Genomic DNA, 18,210 nt, shown 5'->3' with positions numbered 1-18,210 from the left:
ACCGAGATTTCCCGCGGCCGGCTGTGGACAACCCTCCGACAGGCTCAGGGAACGAACGAGATCAGCCGCGTCGGGTGGCGCGGCGGGTGGTGTAGACGTCGACGACGGTCTTGATCACGACGAGCATCAAGATCACCTCGACGCCGTCGGTCCGGAACCGTTGCGGCAGCAGGGCGAAGATCGGGTCGAGCACGCGCAACACCGCCGCCGGCAGTCCGTCACCGCCGCCGCCGAGCGTGAACCAGAACGCGAACAGCACCGCGAGGTGGAGCACGATGATCCTCGGGTACGGCTGCATCATGGCCTGCTGCGGCGAGACGACGGTGCGCAGACCGGCCGGGCCGAACCAGGTCGACAGCAGCTCGACCAGGTAGCGGACCGCGACGACGATCACCGGGAAGCCGAGCCAGAAGAACGTCGGCTCGATCCCCAGGTTGATCGTCACGATCAGCGTGAACACGCCGTGCACCAGGCAGAAGATGCCGTAGTGCAGGGTGAAGAACAGGCCGTAGCGACCGGGGGTTCCCCGGACCGGACGGCCGTTCACGGTCAGTCCCGAACCGTCCGACGCCGTGCCGCGGGCCGAGACGACCCGGACCAGGCTGATCATGCCGATGATCACGTTCTCGATCCAGAACAACAGCATCACGTTGCCGGCCGGCCAGCCCCAGGCCATCACCCCGACCAGGGTCAGCACATTCATCGTGACCGAGAAACCGATCGCGATGATCGAACCGGTGATGCCGTCCTCCGGATCCGTATCGGGTGCGGACCCTCGTTCCGTCCGCACCATGGTGGATGGTCGCGATTGCTGAAGAGACACCAGGCGACCCCCTCTGCTCGTCCAGTGACTACGGAAGTACCACTCCAGCCAGCAGCATTATGTCGGACGTCATGATCATCCGGAGGCACCGGGTCAGTCGGGCGAGACGACGACCCCGAGCGTGCGGGGCCCGGTGTGCACGCCCAACACGGCGCTGACCGGGGTGATCACCAGATCCACCGGCCCCTCGGCCCGCCGCTGCAACCGGATCGCCAGGTCCTCGGCCGGTGCCGGATCGTCCAGATAGTGCACCGCCAGGCCGATCCCGCGACCGGCCCGGTGGGCGGCGAGCATGGCGTCGGCCGCGAGTTCCTCCAGCCGGAGCCGGGCCCGGTTGGCGGTACGGACTCGCTCCCGCGGCCGGATCTCGCCGGCACTGATCGTCAGCAACGGCTTCACCGCGAGCGCCGAACCGACCAGCGCGGCGGCGGCCCCGATCCGGCCGCCCCGGCGCAGATGTTCCAGATCGTCGACGACGAAGTACGTCACCGCGGCGCCGGCCCGTTCCGTCGCGACGGCCGCGACCTGGTCCGGCTCGGCACCCTCGGCGGCCTGCCGGCCGGCGGCGACGGCGGCGAATCCGAGCGCCATCGCCAGCGTGCCGGAGTCGATCACCCGGGTCCGCACCGGCGCGGTCCGGGCGGCGACGGTCGCGGCGTCGAAGGTGCCGGACATCCGGGCGCTCATGGTCAGGACGACGATCGCGGTCGCGCCGCTCTCGGCGGCGGCACGGTAGGCGGCGGCGTACTCGTCGATGGACGGACGCGACGTGCTGACCCGGCGGCCGGCCCGGATCGCCTCGGCGACCGCGCCCGCGGTGGCTCCGGTCGACCCCTCGGGCCGGCTGACACCGTCGATCACGACCTGGAGCGGGATCACCCGGAGCCCGGCGCCGACAACCCGGTCCGGTGGCAGGGAGGCCGTGGAGTCGGTGATCACCGCGACGTCGGCCATTGCGAAAGAGTAGTGGAGGCCAACCCGACGGTCGTGCGAATCGCCGCCCCGCTTACCCACCGAAGGGCCTTGCGATGGCAGCATGGGTCCCGTACCTGCGGAATCACCGGGGTGACTTGGCCCATGACGTACTGTGACTGCGTCGTAGGGTGGAACGCCTGGTCGCCCCAACCACCGATTCCGGGTGTGCCAGACGATTCGGGAGGGGGTGGAACGGTGGCGAAGTACAAACCGCGCCGTGCCCTGATCGAGGACGGCAACGAGGACGACGCCCCGACCCTGGCCGACCTGCGCAGGGAACCCGCCGGCCCGCAACGGACCCCGAGCCCGCCGGCCCAGAAGACACCGACGCCGCCCCCGGCACCGGCCACGCCGGCCCCGGATGCTCCGGTACCGGCCACCTCGGCCCCGGACGACACCGTCGTCCTCGACCCGGCCAAGCCCCCGGCCGGCCCGAACACCTCGGCCCCGAACACCTCAGCCCCGGACGCCTCGGTCCCGGACGACACCGTCATCCTCGACCCGGCCAAGCCCCCGGCCGGCCCCACCACGACCGCGACGGCGACCGCGCCGGAGCGGACCACCGCGCCGCAACAGCAGCCGGCCCCGGACCCCGCGGATTCGCTGTACCGCCGCCCGGAGGAGCCGACCGCCGTCGAGCGGACCGCGGAGACCCAGTTGCTGGCCCCGACGCTGCGCCGCAGCGGAGACCGGGCCCGCAGCCGGCAGGTGGTCAAGGACGACGTCGACCTCGACGAGCCCGAGGAGACCCCGGCTGACCGGGCCTCCCGCCGGGTCTGGCGGATCGGCCGCCGGACCCTCGTGCTGGTCACGATCCTCACCGTCCTGGTCGTCGCGGCCCTGGGCACGCTGGCGTACCTGATCTTCCGGGACGCCCGCTCGCTGCCGCTGACGATCGGGCTCGGCGCGCTGGCCCTGTTGCTGTTGATCTACGTCTGGCGGATGGTCTGGCATCCGCGTCTGGTCGCCACCGGCAGCCGGCTGACCGTGTACAACCCGCTCAGCAAGCGGGTGATCCCGTGGTCCGACGTCACGCTGGTGCAGCCCGGCCCGAACGGGATGGTGATCGGGACCGACCGGGACCAGGTCGAGGCCTGGTGCGTGCAGAAGGGCCGCTCGGCCCTGAAGCGCGGGCACCACACCCGGGCCGACCGGGTCGCCGCCGAACTGTGGCGGATCTGGGACTCGGCCGACCCGGCACTGACCGACGAGCAGGGTGGCTGGCGGATCCGCCGGGCCCGGCCGGACGAGGCGCAACTGCTGACCCGGCTGGAGCGGGCCGCGAGCGAACACGCGCTCGGCCACATCTTCCCGCCGAACCGCTTCCCGTACCCGGTGGCCGAGGTGGCCCGGCGCTGGCAGCGGACCCTCGCCGAACGCCAGGTCCGGGTCCGGATCCTCGAGGTCGCCGACTCCCCCGCCGCCTTCATCGCGTACGACCACGAGACGGTGCGCCACCTCGGCGTGCTGCCCCGGTACACCCGCAAGGGCTTCGGCACCGCCCTGCTCTCCACCGCCGAGGAGGACGTCTTCTCCTCCGGCGGCAGCCAGGTGCAGCTGTGGGTGCTCACCGAGAACCGGGCCGCCCGCGCCTTCTACCGGGCGCACGGCTGGACCGACACCGAGGATCGGCGGCGCTCCGAGTTCCCGCCGAAGCCGGACGAGCTGAGGATGATCAAGGTCCATCGCCCCGGTGACCGGAGCCGTACGGAGTGAGCTGGTCCGACCACCGGGCCGGAGCCGGCCCGGCCTGGGACTCCGTGCGCCCGGCCCGCCGCTCCCAGGTCGTCCTGGTGATCTTCGGTCTCCTGTTCGCGTTGCCGTCGGCCGTGTTCACCGTGCTGCGTCTCTGGCAGCCCGCCGGGCAGAGCGCCGAGCTGCTGTCGGCCTTCATCGGGTACGCGATCATCGGCTATCTGATCTCGTTGCTGTTCCTCGTGATCGCGTTGATCAGGGCCGGCCGGCGCATCCCGATCGCGGTGATCACGATCATCGTCGCTGCGCTGGTCTGCCTGCACGGCTCCTGGATCGGGCCGCTGTTCGTGCCGGACGGCCGGGCCGCGACGACCCCGGCCTTCCGGGTCCTCAGTCTCAACATGCTGCACGGCGCCGCGGACCCGGAACGGGTCGCCGAACTGGCCCGGTACGCCGACGTGGTCGTCCTGCTCGAGGTCGAGCCGGACACCCGCCAGGCCCTGGACCGGTACGGCTGGTCGGAGCGGTTCCCGAACTCGCTCGGCGCCGACGACCGGGGCGTCAACGGGTCGTCGGTCTACTCACGCTATCCGTTGAAGGATTCGGAACTGCTGCCGCAGACGACGTTCCAGCAGTGGATCACGACGGTCGAGGTGCCCGACGTCGGCGCGGTCCGGGTGATGGGCGTGCATCCTTGCAACCCGTACTGCGGCACCACGACCTACACCTCCGAGCACCGGCTGATCCGCCGGATCGCCGCCGAGCAGCCGAAGGACCGGCCGTTGATCATCGCCGGTGACTTCAACGCCGTCGATGATCACGGCGCGATGCAGGACCTGCACGCGGACGGCCTGCGCAGCGCGACCGACGTCGCCGGGGCCGGCTGGCTGCCGACCTTCCCGGCCAACCGGCGCTTCCCGCCGGTGATCCCGATCGACCACATCATGATCAACGAGCGGCTGACCGCGACCGAGGTCCGTACCGTCGAGGTGGCCGACACCGATCATCTCGGCATCCTGGCCACCCTCGCCGGCACCGAGTAAACCCTTCGGCCGCCCCAGGGCTGCTCAGGCGGGGACGATCGAGACCAGCTTCGGGGCCCGGATGATGATCTTGGCGATCGCGCGGCCGTCCAGCGCCCGCTGCACCGATTCCTCGGCCAGCGCCAGCTCGCGCAGTTCGTCCTCGGTGATCGTCGGCGGCACCTCCAGCCGGCCGCGGACCTTGCCCTTGATCTGGATCACGCAGGTGACCGACTCGATGGTCAGCAGCGCCGGGTCGACCTCCGGCCAGCCGGCGTTGGCGATCGACGGCGGCTGCCCCAGCTGCTCCCACATCTCCTCGGCCACGTACGGCGAGACCAGGCTCAGCGCGACCGCGACGAACTCGGCCGCCTCCCGGACCGCCGGGTCGGCCGGGCCGGCACCGGTGTCGATCACCTTGCGGGTCGCGTTGACCAGCTCCATGATCCGGGCCACGGCGACGTTGAACCGCTGCGTCTCGATGCACTGGGTGATGTCGGCCAGGGTCCGGTGCGCGGTCGACCGCAGGGTCGCGTCGCCGCCGGCCGGGTCGGTGCCGGGCTCGCTGGTGACGTCCGCGGCCAGCCGGTAGGCCCGCTGCAGGAACTTCACCGAACCGCTCGGCGACAGGTCGGCCCAGTCGATGTCCTCCTCCGGCGGGCCGGCGAAGATCATCGTCAGCCGGACCGCGTCGACACCGAAGTTCTCGATCTGCTCGCCCAGGTCGACGCCGTTGCCCAGCGACTTGCTCATCGACTTGCCCTGGTTGATCACCTGGCCCTGGTTCAGCAGCCGGCGCATCGGCTCGGTGAAGTCGACCAGGCCCATGTCGTACAGCGCCTTGGTGAAGAACCGCATGTACAGCAGGTGCAGGATGGCGTGCTCGACGCCGCCGACGTACTGCGCGACCGGCATCCAGCGCCGGACGTCCTCGGGGTCGAACGGGCCGCCCTCGTAGCCCGGCGAGCAGTACCGGAAGAAGTACCAGGACGAGTCGACGAAGGTGTCCATCGTGTCGGTGTCCCGGGTCGCCGGGCCACCGCAGGTCGGGCAGTCCACGTTCACCCAGTCGGTCGCCGCGGCCAGCGGCGAGGTTCCCTTGGGGTTGAGATCCGTGCCCGTCAGGTACGGCAGCTCCACCGGCAACTGATCATCGGGCACGGGCACCTCCCCGCACGTCTCGCAGTGGATGATCGGGATCGGAGCGCCCCAGAACCGCTGCCGGCTCAGCAGCCAGTCCCGCAGCCGGTAGGTGGTCGCACCCCGGCCGGCGCCCTTGTCCTGGAGCACGTCGATCATGGTCGAGACGCCGGTCGCGGTGTCCGAGATCCCTTCCAGGACAGGAGAGTTGACGTACGGGCCGTCCGCCTTGGTGGCGACCCCGGAGACGTTCGGATCCTCCTGGCCGGAGTCGATCACGACCAGGATCGGCAGGTCGTACTTGCGGGCGAAGTCCAGGTCGCGTTGATCATGGGCGGCCGATCCCATCACCGCGCCGGTGCCGTACTCGGCCAGCACGTAGTCGGCGGCGAAGACCGGGATCTTCTCGCCGCTGACCGGGTTGATCGCGTCGACGCCCAGGTAGACACCGGTCTTCTCCCGGTCGGTGGACTGCCGCTCGATCTCGGTCTCGGACTTCGTCTTCTCCAGGTACGCCTCGAACTCGGCCCGATGATCATCGGTGACGATGTTCGGCGCCAGCCTGCCGTCCGGCGCGATGACCAGGAAGCTGGCGCCGTACAGGGTGTCCGGGCGGGTGGTGAAGACCGTGATCTTCCGTTCCTCGTCCCCCGAGCCCGTCGAAGGGGGCAGCGCGAAGTCGATGTAGGCGCCCTCGGACCGGCCGATCCAGTTCCGCTGCATGGTCAGCACGCGATCGGGCCAGCCGGCCTCCAGCTGCTCCATGTCGTCCAGCAGCCGGTCGGCGTACTCGGTGACCTTGAAGAACCACTGGGTCAGCTCGCGCTTGGTGACCGGGGAGCCGCACCGCTCGCACTCGCCGTTGATCACCTGCTCGTTGGCCAGCACGGTCTGGTCCTTCGGGCACCAGTTGACCCAACTCGCCTTCCGGTACGCCAGCCCGCGCTCCCGGAACCGCAGGAACAGCCACTGGGTCCAGCGGTAGTACTCGGGGTCGGAGGTGTGCAGCCGGCGGGACCAGTCCAGGCTCAGCCCGTACCGCTTGAAGGAGTTCGCCTGCGTCTCGATGTTCGCGTACGTCCACTCGGACGGGTGCGCATTCCGCTTGATCGCGGCGTTCTCGGCCGGCAGCCCGAACGAGTCCCAGCCGATCGGATGCATCACGTCGTAGCCGCGCAGCTTCAGGAACCGGGCCCAGACGTCGCCCATCGCGAACGCCTCGGCATGACCCATGTGCAGGTCGCCCGAGGGGTACGGGAACATGTCCAGCACATAGCGGCGTTCCTTGGAGCCGTCGTCGAGCGGCGCGAAGGTCCCGTCGGTCTCCCAGAAGGCGGCCCAGCGTTCCTGGGCCGCGTGCGCGTCGTAGCGCGCGCCGGTGGATTCGGCTTCCTCGACGGAGGACTGCTCGCTCACGGTACAACTCCCTTGTGCTCTGGTCCGGGCATGAAAAAACCCCTCGGGCAGGAGGGGTTTGCCGCGCTGGACTGTTGTCCGCGCGGCTAGCTAAGGAGAGCCCGGTTGTACTGCATGCCCGCCATGCTAGCGCAATCCCGGAACCGGCGTCGGCTACCCGGCCGGCACCTTCACCCGGACCGCCGCCGGCACCACCTCCGCGACCAGCCGGGTCGCCTCACCCTCGGTGTCGCCGTCCAGTTGGTACGCCTCCGCGGCCGGCACCGTGATCACGACCCGGTGGCCGGTCCAGTGGTCGAGGTTGGCGTCCTCGTGGTGCCGCCGCAACAGCACCCGGACGAACGCCGTGACCCAGTCCCGGAACCGGCGCGGCGACGCGACCAGCAGGTCGAGCCGGCCGTCGTCCAGCCGAGCCTCCGGGATCAGGCTGACCAGCCCCGGCACCTCGCCCACGTTGCCGACGATGCAGAGCACGGCGCGCCGCCGCAGCGGCGGGCCGTCGTCGATCGTGATCTTGGTCCGGACCGGCTTGCGGCCGAGGTTGCGGCCGGCGGCGACGGCGTACGCGGCCGGGCCGATCGCCTTCTTCAGGTCGGCGTCGGCCTCTTCCATGATCGCCGCGTCGGTCCCGATCCCCGCCATCACTGCGAAGTGATCGGGTTCGCCGTCGTCGGCGGTGATCTTGATCAGGTCGATGGTGCGCTCCTGATCACCGAGGGCGACCTCGATCGCGTCCTCGAGCCGGAGCGGCACGTCGAGGTTGCGGGCGAGCAGGTTGACCGTGCCCGCGGGCAGCAGGGCGGCCGGGATGTCCGAGCCGACCAGGCCGGAGATCACCACCCGGATGGTGCCGTCGCCGCCGGCCGCCACCACCAGGTCGACCCCGGCCTCGACGGCCTGCGCGGTCATCGCACGGCCCGGGTCGTCCGGTGTCGTCTCCAGCCAGAGCGGCTCGGCCCAGCCGGCGTCGGCGAACCGCTGCCGCAGCAGGCGCTCCAGCGCGTCGTCGATCTTGGTCGCGTTGATCACGACCGCGGCGCGGCGTTCGGTCCCCGCTCGATGATCTTGCTCGGTCATCGGCACAAACTACCGCCGGGAACCCCGGACCGGCGGTGATTCCGGGCGGCTCGTACCGTGTCGTGATCCGAGGGCCCGGCGAGTCCAGCATCGGCGACCGATCATTGAACCGGACGTGAATCCCCGGTTACGCTCATAGGACGTCCGATGAGCGGGGTATGCCATGCCGCAGACCGACCAGCCTCTTCCTCTCGACCGTCGATCGTTCTTGATCACCGGTGCCGCCGGGGTCTCCGCGCTCGGGTTCGGCGCGGCCCAGGCCCGCCCGGCCTCCGCCGACGAGAACGCGACACCGGCCCGGTACGCCGAGACGACGGTGTTCACCAACGCGGACCGGTCGCTGCCGTACAACGTGTATCACCAGGTCGGCCTGGCCCGGGCCGGCGACGGCGTGCTGATCGCGTACGCCGAGGCGAGGATCGCGACGTCGGACCAGACCAGGACGGTCGATCTGGTCTACCGGCGCAGCACCGACGGCGGCCGCACCTGGGACGCCCGGATCGGCCTGCTGACCAGGCACGGCACCGTCCAGCACGACGGTGCCGAACGTCCGCTGTGCTACTTCAGCCCGAGCCTGGTGCACGACAGCAGGACCGGCATCACCTGGGCCTTCTGCGACCGCAAGATCGGCGAGCCGGCGTACACCGAGCAGCACCAGTTCGCGGCGAACCGGATGGTCTTCCTGACCAGCCGCGACAACGGCCGGACCTGGAGCGACGTCCGCGAGGTGCCGGCCGCGCTGTTCGACGGCAAGCCGGGCGACCGGCACGTGTCGACGGCCGGCCACGGGCTGCAGACCGCCAGCGGCCGGCTGCTGGTGCCGGTCTCGCATCAGTACCGGGACTACCGCCCCGACTTCACGGCGTCGTTCCTCTACAGCGACAACGGCGGCGACAGCTGGCGGATCAGCGGGGAGATCCCGCCGCGGTCGCCGTACGCCGGGTTCGCCGAGCTGCGGATCGCCGAGACCGCGCCGGGCACGATCCTGGCGATCGGCCGCGGGCGCAACGGGGACTTCGAGCCCGGCCTGGCCGGCGGGCACTTCAAGGTGTGCTCGGTGAGCACCGACGACGGGCTGACCTGGGCACCGGCCGAGCTGGAGCCGGACCTGCCGGAATGGTTCAACGGGGTCGACCACGGCATGATCAATCTGGACCGGCCGCGGCACGACCTGGTGATCGTCAGCTCCTCCGACGTACCGTCCGGCTTCACCGAGCACCGGGGGAACCTGACCGCGTACTACAGCCTCGGCCAGGGCCGGACCTGGCGCCGCGGACCGCGGCTGGTGTCCGGGGCGTCCAACAACTCCGACCTGGTGCAGGTCGACCCGGAGCTGGTCGGTTGCCTTTTCTGCAAGGGAAAGTACGCCGGCCGCAGCGTCTACCAGTCGCCCCGGGTGGTGTTCGCCCGGTTCACCCTGGACTGGCTGTTCGACACCGACCGGCCGGCGCCGGAGGCCCGCTGGCCGCTGGACGAGGGCTCCGGCGACCTGGTCGCGAGCACCGGCAGCCGGAGCTACGACGGCCGGATCGACGGGGCCGCCTGGGTCCCGGACGGCGGCGGGCCGGTGCTGGAGTTCGACGGACGCTCCGGCTTCGTGGACTTCGGCGGCGGGCTCGATCCCGGCACCGCGAGCCTGACCGTGACCCTCTGGTTCCGCCGCGCCACCGGAGCGCCGCCGGAACGGCCGCAGGTCCTGATCACCAAGGGCAACCTCGTCTCGAGCCACGCCGGGTTCTCGGTGCTGCTCGCGCCGGACGGCCGGCCCGTGGTCCGGGTCAACGCGGGCGGCGGCGCCGAACAGCGCGCCTCCCAGCAGCGGGCGACCGGGGTGCTCGACGACGCCTGGCATCAGCTCGCGCTGGTGATCGACCGCGCCCGCGGCTCGGTCACCGGCTTCCTCGACGGCTCGACCCTCGGCTGGCAGCCCGGCGGCAGCGGCCCGGTCACCGACTCGATCGAGGGCTACGGCGCCATTCAGAGCGCCGAGTCACTGCGGCTCGGCGGCTCCGGCGGCGACAGTGAGCCGGGCGACAGCTTCGCCGGCCGGGTCGCCGACCTCCGGATCTACCGCCACGCCCTGTCCAACCTGCACCTCGAGGAGCTCGCCCGGGCCGGTCGTTAGGAGGCCGTCGCTCAGCGGAGCCGGCCCGCGCCGATCGTCACGCTTCCGCTCCAGGTCGTGACGACCTGTTTGCCGCTGACGGCGATCGGCTCCGGGTTGCTGCAGCGCAGCTCGTACCCGTCGATCACCTCGTGCACGTCGAAGACGTCAGAGCAGCGGCCCTGGTGGTCCCGTACCCAGTCCGCGATCTTCCGCCGGGTCGAATCGGCGGCGGGCAGCACCTGGTCCAGCTCCAGCTGCAGCGCCTCGACGGTGCGCCGGTTCGCCTGACCGGTCCGGTCGGGCGGATCGGCGCCGACGGCGGAGGACGTGCCGAGCGCCATCAGGCTGGTCAGCTGGTCAGCGTCCCGGAGGCTGTGATTCAACGCGTACGTGTGCTGGTCGCGGGTCGCGATCTGCTTGGTGCAGCGGGTGCCGTACGACCCCGACTTCTCGCACTGGAAACCCTTCGACCGCAGCGCGGCGACCAGCTTGCTGACCCTCACCTTCGGGAAGCAGCCTTCAGTGGTCCTCGGCTGGCAACGCACCGGTCCTGGACCCGCCGGGGTCGGCGACGGGGACGGCGGTGGCCGGTCGGCGGAGGCGGTGGACGGCGGCGCACTGGTCTCGGTCGCCGCTTGCAGACTACGTATCCACAACGTTCCGCCGGCGATCAGTCCGATGATCACCAGGGCCGCCACGACGGCGACGACGACGATCAAGGGCGCGGCGGAACGCCGGGGCCGGACCGGACCGGTCGGCGGGCCGGAGAGGGGCGGCTGTTGCTGGACCGGCACCCACTGTCGCCCGTCCCACCACCACTTCCCGTCCGGCGACCGCGGAGGCGGAGCCTGAGACATGCGGCGCATCGTACCGGCCGGCGCCGGTGACAACCGGTACCGAACCGGGTACAGGCCGGAGATCACGGAGGAAGGGAGCGTGACCCGCCATGACCGACCCGACTAGGAACCCGTCGGTGGCCCCGGGAACGGATGGGACGGAGGTTCGGCACCGCCGGACCGACGTCGACGGCATCGAGATCTTCTACCGCGAGTGCGGGCCGGCGGACGCGCCGGTTCTGCTGCTGCCGCACGGCTATCCGGCGTCGTCGTACGCCTTCCGCCTGCTGATGCCCGCACTCGGGGACCGCTGGCGCACCGTCGCGCCGGACCTGCCCGGATTCGGCTACAGCGGCACGCCGGACCCGGAGCGCTTTCCGTACACCTTCGACGGCTACGCGGACTTTCTGCGGCGATTCACCGAGGTCGCCGGTCTCCCCCGGTACGCGATCTATCTGCACGACTACGGGTCCCAGTTCGGCTTCCGGCTGGCCATGACGGCCCCGGAGAAGGTGATCGCGTTGATCATCTCGAACGGCGACATCTACGAAGATCAACACGGACCGAAGTACGCGCCGCTCAAGGAGTTCTGGAACAACCCGACCGACGAGGGGCTGCGCAAGCTCGGCCAGGCCGTCTCACCGGAGGGGTTTCGCGACGAGTTCGTCGGCGAGGTCGACGACCGGCTGGCCGAGCGGGTGGCGCCGGATCTCTGGACGCTGTCGTGGTCCCAGCTCGGGACCCCGCAGCGGCGGCGGAACCTGACCGCCCTGCTCGCCGATCAACGCCACACGGTGCCCTGGTTCGCCCGCCAGCAGGCCTATCTTCGTGATCATCGACCGCCGACCCTGATCGTGTGGGGGCACCAGGACGGCTACATGCCGGCCGGCGCCGCCCGTGCGTACCACCGTGATCATCCGGGCGCCGAACTGCACCTCATCGAGGGCGGCCACTGGCTGCTGGAGACGAACTTCGACGAGGTGCTGCCGATCATCCGCGACTTCCTGGCCCGGGCTGCGAGTCCCTAGAACAGCTCCGGCGTCGTCGGCGGAACGTCGTCGAGGAAGGCGTTCAACAGCGGCAGCAGCGCCGCCGACTCCGCCGCCAGGCCGACGTGGGACATGGCCGGCATGATCACCAGGCGTGCGGCCGGCGACTCCCGCAGCGCCCCCGCGCCGGCAGCCTCGTCGCCGCCACCGCCACGCAACCGGAACATCGCCAGCGCGTGCTCCGGTGTCACCGAGTCGGCGTCCCCGATGATGATCATGGTCTTGGCGGGGAAGGAACGCACCTCGTCGTCGGTGAGGTGCTGGTCGTTGATCCCGAGCACCTTCATCTTCTCGAGGTAGGCGTCGAACGCGGCCGGGTCCGGAGTGTGCTCGAAGAAGTCGCGCTCGACGGCCGTACCGGCGAACGCGGCGGCGTTCAGCCCGGCGATTCCTTCCAGCACCGCTGGATGCCAGCCGTCCTGACGGTACGTGGCCGACAGCACGACCAGCTTCTCGACCAGGCCCGGGTGCCGGACCGCGAGCTGCAGCGCCACCCCACCGCCCTGCGAATAACCGAGGACGGCGACACGATCGACCCCGAGCGCGTCCAGCAGCGCTGCGGCGTCGTCGGCGAACTGCGGGTACGACATCGGCCGCGACGTGTCCGGGGTCCGGCCGTGGCCCTGCTGATCGAAGGTGATCACCGGCCGCTCGGCCGCGAACCCGCGGATCCAGGGCACCATCGATTCCGTACTCATGAAGCCGCCGGGGATCAGCAGCAGCGGCGTCCTCGCCGAGTCGCGGAGGTCGCCGTACACCTCGTGATGGAGGTTCAGCCCGTTGATCGGCAGCCGGCCGCTGATCGACGGTTTCATGATCACCGGTTCGGCCGCGGCGTCAGCTCGCCTCGCCGGCGGGCCCGTAGAGCCGGGCGATGTCGGGCGAGTCGAGCCACTTGGTGTAGGCGGGCGACTTGGGCCAGCCGTCGGGCGAGTCCTGCCACTCCTCCTGCCGGCCCCACGGCAGCAGATCGATCAACGGGAACGTGTGGCTGAGCTGCTCGGTGCCCCGCCCGTTCGTGTGCCAGGTGCGGTAGACCCGGTCGCCGTCGCGGAGGAACACGTTCACCGCGAAGCCGGCCCCGGGCGGCGCGTCCACGTCGGCGCCGAACGGGCTCTCCGCCGAGGAGTACCAGTCCATCTGGTTGCCGACCTTTTCCTTGTACGCCAGCGCTTCGTCGATCGGGCCGTTGGTGACGATCACGAAACGGGCGTCGTAGTTGTCCAGGAAGCCCAGCCGGACGTACTGCGAGGTGAGGCCGGTGCAGCCGCCGCACTGCCACTTCGCGCCGTCGTTCCACATGTGGTTGTAGACGATCAGCTGGGAACGCCCGGCGAAGACGTCCGCCAGCCGGATCGGCCCGTCGGCGCCGATCAGGGTGTAGTCCGGGAGCTCGACCATCGGCAGCCTGCGGCGTTGCGCGGCGATGGCGTCGAGCTCTCGGGTGGCCGCCTTCTCCCGTCGCCGCAGCTCGTCGAGCTCCGCCTGCCAGGTCTCGCGATCGACGATCGGTGGCAGAGCCTTGGTGGTCTGTTCGGTCATGCTTCCTCCCGGGTGTGCTGGATCGGTCCCGAGGTGTAGACCAGCGTCGGCGGCCGAAGTCATCGGTTCCAGTCAGTCGAATTCCCGGTTGGTCGTCAAGACCCCCGGCCGCGGCGGTCGCCGCTGGGCGGGTGCGCGGCGAGATGATCCCGCCGCTGCATCGCCTCGATCCCGCGCCGGATCTCGGCCTGCCAACGCCCAGCTGGTCAGGTCGCCGAGGTGCGGTTGTTGATCATCGAGCACCCGGTCCGCCTCGTGCCGGGCCACCGCGAGCAGCAGTTCCTCCTTGCCGCCCGGAAAGTAGTGGAACAGCTGGCCCTTGCTGGTCCGGGTCACACCTCGCCGGTCGTACGGCCCTCGTCACCGGCTCCACCAGCAACATCGGACGCTCGATCGCCACCGCACTGGCCGCCGAAGGTGCGCACGTCGTCCTCTCCGGCCGGGACCAGGATCGAGGCCGGGCCGCGGTCGCCACGATCCTGGACGCGGGAGGCCGGGCCGACTTCGTCCGAACCGATCTCGACGGTACGGCAGCGGCGAGCCGCACCCTCGCCGACGCGGCGGCGGAACAGCTCGGCCGCCGGATCGAGATCTTGATCAACAACGCCGGCATCTACCCGCCCAGCACCACGCTGACGATCGACGAGGCGACCGCGGACCGGATCTACGCGGTCAACGTCAAGGCGCCGTTGTTCCTCACCCAGGCCGTCGTACCGAGCATGATCGACGCCGGCTCCGGCGTGGTGATCAATCTCGGCTCCTGGGTGGCCCGGCTCGGGCTGCCGGTCGGCGGCGTCTATGCCTCCACCAAGGGAGCGCTGGAGACCCTGACCCGGTCCTGGTCGGCCGAGTTCGGCCCGCTCGGTGTCCGGGTCAACGCGATCTCCCCGGGTGTGATCAGGACTCCCGACCTCGGCGCCGACGAGGAGTTCGCCCGGCCGGGCCGGCGTGCACCTGGCCGGATGATCATGCCCGGCCCGCCGGGTCACCCCTTCACGGCGCCGGTCAGCACGCCCTTCGCGAAGTGCCGTTGCAGGAACGGGTAGACGATCAGGATCGGCACGATGGAGATCACCAGGATCGCCATCTGGATGGCGGCCTGCGGCGGCAGGTGTTCCACGCCCAGCTCGGCGGCGCCCAATTGGGTGTCGTTGATCACGTACGTGCGCAGCACCAGCTGCAGCGGCCACAGGGTGGTGTCGTTGATGTAGAGCAGCGCGTTGAAGAAGGCGTTCCAGTAGCCGACCGCGTAGAACAAGCCGATCACCGCGAGCACCGCCTTGGACAGCGGCAGCACGATCGAGGTGAAGATGCGCAGCTCCCCCGCCCCGTCGACCCGGGCGCTCTCGATCAGTTCCCGCGGCAACCCGGCGAAGAAGGCGCGCAGCACGACCACGTTGAACGCGCTCACCATGGTCGGCAGGATCAGCGCCCACAGGCTGTCGATCAGGCCGACGCCCCGGACCAGCAGGTAGGTCGGGATGATGCCCGGCGAGAACAGCATGCTGATCAGCACGATCAGGAGGAAGGGTCGGCCGGCGACGAACGCGGGCCGGGACAGGGCGTACCCGAGCAGGCTGGAGACGGTCAGGCTGAGCAGCGTGCCGACGACGGTGACGAAGGTGCTCACGCCGATCGCCCGGGTCACCAACCCGCCGGCGAAGATCGACTGGTACGCGTCGGTGCTGATTGACTCCGGCAGCAGCACCAGGCCACCGGCCCGAGAGATCTGCTCGGCCGGCGCCAGGCTGGTCGACACCACGCCGAGGAACGGGATGATCACCGCCGCGCAGAACACCGTCAGCACGACCGCCTTGAGCAACCGGACCGGCCAGGACGCGATCGGGGTGCCGTGCACCAGTTTCCGGCTCATCGCCGATACACCCCCTCCTGGCCGAAGGCGTGGGCAAGCCGGTTGGCCGCCAGTACCAAGATCACGCCGACGATGCCCTTGACCAGACCGACCGCGGCGGCGACGCCCCAGTTCCCGCCCAGCACGCCGTTGTTGTAGACGTAGGTGTCCAGCACCTCGCTGACGCCCCGGCCGACCGCGGCCTGCTGCAGCAGGATCTGTTCGAACCCGACGCTGAGCGAGTCGCCCAGCCGCAGGATGAAGAGCAGGATGATGATCCCGCTCAAGCCTGGCAGCGTGATGTGCCAGAGCTGCCGCATCCGGCCGGCGCCGTCGACGCTGGCCGCCTCGTACAGCTCCGGTTCGATCTGCGACAGCGCGGCCAGGAACAGGATCGTCGCCCAGCCGGTGTCCTTCCAGATGATCTGCGAGGTGAGCAGCGCGTGGAAGGTGTCCGGGTTGCCGATGATGCTGACCGTGCCGAAGTCGTGCGAGCGGAGGAAGTTGTTCAGCATGCCGCTGCCGCCGAGCAGCTGCTGGAACAGCGACACCACGATCACCCAGGACAGGAAGTGCGGCAGATAGAGGATACTCTGGACGATCTTCTTGATCTTCTCCGAGAAGAGCGAGTTCATCAGCAGCGCCAGCAGGATCGGCGCCGGGAACACGAACACCGCCTGCAGGGTGGTCAAGATCAACGTGTTGCCGAGCGCCTGCAGGAAGGCCCTGTCGCCGCTGAAGATCACCTCGAAGTTGTCCAGGGCCGACCAGTCGCTGGCCATGATGCCGAGGAACGGCTGGTAGTCCTTGAACGCGATCACGTTGCCGAGCAGCGGAACGTAGTGGAACAACAGGATCAGCGCGACGCCGGGCACGGCGAAGATCAACAACACCCGGTCGTCGAGGACCCGCCGGGCCAGCGACGGCCGCGGTCGCGGGGCCGGCGCCCCGGCGGCCACCACCGCGCCGATCCGCGAGCGGGCCTCAACCTCCGTTGACATCGGCGTGCGCCTGCTGGAGTTCGGACCGGATGTCCTCGCCTCCCGCGGCCAACCAGTCCTTCACCCCGGTCTCCCAGGCCGACACGGGCTGCTTGCCGAGGACGATCTGGGTGGACAGGTCGTTCAGCGGCCCGTCGATGATCGCGCCCTTCTTGCTCATGGTGTCGGAATAGAGGCCGTACGAGGCGTTGGCGACCAGCCGCGGGGCGATCTTCTGCTGGATCTTCTGCTGCTTCTCCGGCACCTCGGGATGCCCGGCCAGGTAGAGCGCCATCGGCGAGTCACAGACGTACTGCAGGCCGATGCCGGTCTCCAGCACGCCGACCTTGTTCGGGATCGGGTCGGAGCCCTCGAGTGCGTAGTGCCGGCCCTCGACGCCGAACTTGCGGAACAGGTACTCCTGGGTGCCGAACGGCGCGGCCATCCAGTTCGCGATCTTGAGCAGGGTCTCCGGAGCGTGCTTGGTCTGGGCGTTGATCGCGGTGATGTTGTTCAGCGCCGCACCGAGCCACGGGGTGCCCTCGCCGTCGTCGAAGCCGGGCACGTCGAGCATGTTCACCGCGAACGCGTCACCGGCCGTGTTGTCGGCGTAGTACTGGTTCCAGGCCACGAAGCTGTCCAGGTCGAAGCTGACGATGCCGCCGTTGAACCATTGCTTGCGGGCGCTGGCGCCGGAGGTGAACGCGTCCGGGTTGACCACGCCGGCCTCGACCAGCTTCCGTACCGCCTCGAGGGCGTCGGTGTTGCGCGGGTGCTCGTTGGCGCTGGTGAACGTGCCGCCCTCCTCGGCCCACAGGTACGGGATGCCGAGCATCTGCTTGACGTAGTTGGTCGGCGCGGTCGACCAGGCCCAGCGATTCCCGCGCTGGTCGGTCATCTCGACGCAGAGATCGAAGAACTCCTGGAAGTTCTTCGGCGCCGGGTCCTTGATTCCCTTCGCAGCAAGGAGATCCTCGCGATACAGCGGCAGCGAGGTGCGGGCCATGCCGCGCGGCACCGGGACGCCGTAGATGCCGCCGTTGAAGACGCAGCCGCGCCAGTAGACCTCGGGCAGATTGGCCAGGAACGGATACTGCTGCACCGCGTCGCCGGACAGGAACTCGGTCAGGTCGCGGGCCTTGGCCTTCAGCAGGCCGGGCAGCTGGGCCGTGGTCGGCGGAATGTTGATCAAGTCGGGAAGATCATTGCCGGCCACCCGGGTGGCGAACTTGTCGGCGTACTCGTCGTTGGAGGCCATGCTGATCTCCAGCGGCGAGCCGAGCCGGTTGTTCAGCTCGGTCCAGAACGCGTTGTCCGACGCCGGCGGCGGGATGGCTCCCGGGATGTTGGTCATGAACGTCACCGGGTTGCCGTCCCCCGGCGCCTCGGTGCTGACCTGCTTCGGGTCGGACGGATACTTCAGGTAGCCGTCCAGGACCGTCTCGTCGCCGGCCAGGTCCGGTTCGACACCTTCGTAAGGCTTGTGGGTCGGCAGCTTCACCGCGGCGTTCACGGCCGCATCGTCGCCGCCGCCTCCGGTCGAGCAGCCGGCCAGGCCACCGAGCCCCGCCACCCCGACCGTTCCGGCGAGGACGGCACCGCCACCGAGCAGGCCGCGCCGTGACAGTTGTGTACGCCCGTGCAGATCCATGTTCCCCATCTCCTTCGTTGGGTCGAGCACCCACCACGCCGTGAG

Annotated in this window: 15 protein-coding genes and 1 pseudogene; 5 read left to right on the top strand and 11 right to left on the bottom strand. The window is 70.0% G+C overall.

The genetic code is table 11. From position 1 onward, the window contains the following. Positions 1-61 precede the first annotated feature (61 nt). Complete coding sequence (locus tag ACFQU4_RS27765; RefSeq protein WP_377498306.1) at positions 62-793, bottom strand: DUF6498-containing protein; 732 nt, start codon at positions 791-793, stop codon at positions 62-64. A gap of 123 nt (positions 794-916) precedes the next feature. After that, positions 917-1,777: a DegV family protein gene (locus tag ACFQU4_RS27760; RefSeq protein ID WP_377498304.1), complete on the bottom strand. Its 861-nt coding sequence runs from the start codon at positions 1,775-1,777 to the stop codon at positions 917-919. A gap of 216 nt (positions 1,778-1,993) precedes the next feature. Between ACFQU4_RS27760 and ACFQU4_RS27755 the strand changes: the two genes are divergently transcribed. Continuing rightward, on the top strand, positions 1,994-3,514 hold the full coding sequence (locus tag ACFQU4_RS27755; RefSeq protein WP_377498302.1) for a GNAT family N-acetyltransferase: 1,521 nt from the start codon (positions 1,994-1,996) through the stop codon (positions 3,512-3,514). Continuing rightward, entirely contained in the window at positions 3,511-4,536 is a 1,026-nt protein-coding gene (locus tag ACFQU4_RS27750) for an endonuclease/exonuclease/phosphatase family protein (protein ID WP_377498300.1), read from the top strand. Before ACFQU4_RS27755 ends, ACFQU4_RS27750 begins: the two co-directional genes overlap by 4 nt. A gap of 24 nt (positions 4,537-4,560) precedes the next feature. Here ACFQU4_RS27750 and leuS read toward each other — a convergent pair whose 3' ends face one another. Continuing rightward, a complete protein-coding gene (gene leuS, locus ACFQU4_RS27745) occupies positions 4,561-7,071 on the bottom strand; it encodes a leucine--tRNA ligase (protein ID WP_377498298.1) in 2,511 nt (836 codons plus the stop codon). Between the two features lie 153 nt (positions 7,072-7,224). Further along, positions 7,225-8,148: a diacylglycerol/lipid kinase family protein gene (locus ACFQU4_RS27740; protein ID WP_377498296.1), complete on the bottom strand. Its 924-nt coding sequence runs from the start codon at positions 8,146-8,148 to the stop codon at positions 7,225-7,227. Positions 8,149-8,356: 208 nt separating this feature from the next. On the opposite strand from ACFQU4_RS27740, the gene ACFQU4_RS27735 reads away from it, so the two are divergent. Continuing rightward, a complete protein-coding gene (locus tag ACFQU4_RS27735; protein ID WP_377498294.1) occupies positions 8,357-10,273 on the top strand; it encodes a sialidase family protein in 1,917 nt (638 codons plus the stop codon). 11 nt (positions 10,274-10,284) lie between these two features. On the opposite strand, the gene ACFQU4_RS27730 is transcribed toward ACFQU4_RS27735, so the two are convergent. Then, a complete protein-coding gene (locus tag ACFQU4_RS27730) occupies positions 10,285-11,112 on the bottom strand; it encodes a hypothetical protein (protein ID WP_377498292.1) in 828 nt (275 codons plus the stop codon). 89 nt (positions 11,113-11,201) lie between these two features. On the opposite strand from ACFQU4_RS27730, the gene ACFQU4_RS27725 reads away from it, so the two are divergent. After that, positions 11,202-12,119, top strand: coding sequence for an alpha/beta fold hydrolase (locus ACFQU4_RS27725; RefSeq protein WP_377498290.1), 918 nt, complete (start codon positions 11,202-11,204; stop codon positions 12,117-12,119). Here the strand turns inward: ACFQU4_RS27725 and ACFQU4_RS27720 are convergent. The 3 genes from ACFQU4_RS27720 to ACFQU4_RS27710 all read right to left on the bottom strand — a co-directional run bounded on the left by ACFQU4_RS27720 (position 12,116) and on the right by ACFQU4_RS27710 (position 14,018). Continuing rightward, complete coding sequence (locus ACFQU4_RS27720; protein WP_377498461.1) at positions 12,116-12,955, bottom strand: alpha/beta fold hydrolase; 840 nt, start codon at positions 12,953-12,955, stop codon at positions 12,116-12,118. The genes ACFQU4_RS27725 and ACFQU4_RS27720 overlap by 4 nt on opposite strands. A gap of 22 nt (positions 12,956-12,977) precedes the next feature. Further along, positions 12,978-13,682: a DUF899 domain-containing protein gene (locus ACFQU4_RS27715; protein ID WP_377498288.1), complete on the bottom strand. Its 705-nt coding sequence runs from the start codon at positions 13,680-13,682 to the stop codon at positions 12,978-12,980. A gap of 72 nt (positions 13,683-13,754) precedes the next feature. Further along, positions 13,755-14,018 (bottom strand): hypothetical protein, encoded by a 264-nt coding sequence (locus ACFQU4_RS27710; protein WP_377498465.1) that lies wholly within the window; start codon positions 14,016-14,018, stop codon positions 13,755-13,757. 26 nt (positions 14,019-14,044) lie between these two features. On the opposite strand from ACFQU4_RS27710, the pseudogene ACFQU4_RS27705 reads away from it, so the two are divergent. After that, positions 14,045-14,728, top strand: a pseudogene (locus ACFQU4_RS27705) (SDR family NAD(P)-dependent oxidoreductase); the annotation flags it as partial. On the opposite strand, the gene ACFQU4_RS27700 reads toward ACFQU4_RS27705, so the two are convergent. Genes ACFQU4_RS27700 through ACFQU4_RS27690 form a run of 3 tightly spaced genes read right to left on the bottom strand, consistent with a single transcriptional unit; the run spans position 14,668 to position 18,165 of the window. Beyond that, entirely contained in the window at positions 14,668-15,555 is an 888-nt protein-coding gene (locus tag ACFQU4_RS27700) for a carbohydrate ABC transporter permease (RefSeq protein ID WP_377498286.1), read from the bottom strand. The pseudogene ACFQU4_RS27705 and the gene ACFQU4_RS27700 sit on opposite strands and share 61 nt — an antisense overlap. Beyond that, complete coding sequence (locus ACFQU4_RS27695; protein WP_377498284.1) at positions 15,552-16,535, bottom strand: ABC transporter permease; 984 nt, start codon at positions 16,533-16,535, stop codon at positions 15,552-15,554. Before ACFQU4_RS27695 ends, ACFQU4_RS27700 begins: the two co-directional genes overlap by 4 nt. Next, the gene (locus tag ACFQU4_RS27690; protein ID WP_377498282.1) at positions 16,519-18,165 is read right to left on the bottom strand and encodes an extracellular solute-binding protein; all 1,647 of its coding nucleotides are present in this window, start codon (positions 18,163-18,165) and stop codon (positions 16,519-16,521) included. Before ACFQU4_RS27690 ends, ACFQU4_RS27695 begins: the two co-directional genes overlap by 17 nt. Positions 18,166-18,210 lie beyond the last annotated feature (45 nt).

Origin of the sequence: Microlunatus sp. GCM10028923, assembly GCF_042666975.1 — a bacterium.
GTDB lineage: Bacteria > Actinomycetota > Actinomycetes > Propionibacteriales > Propionibacteriaceae > Microlunatus.
This window is presented reverse-complemented; position numbering and strand designations above follow the sequence as displayed.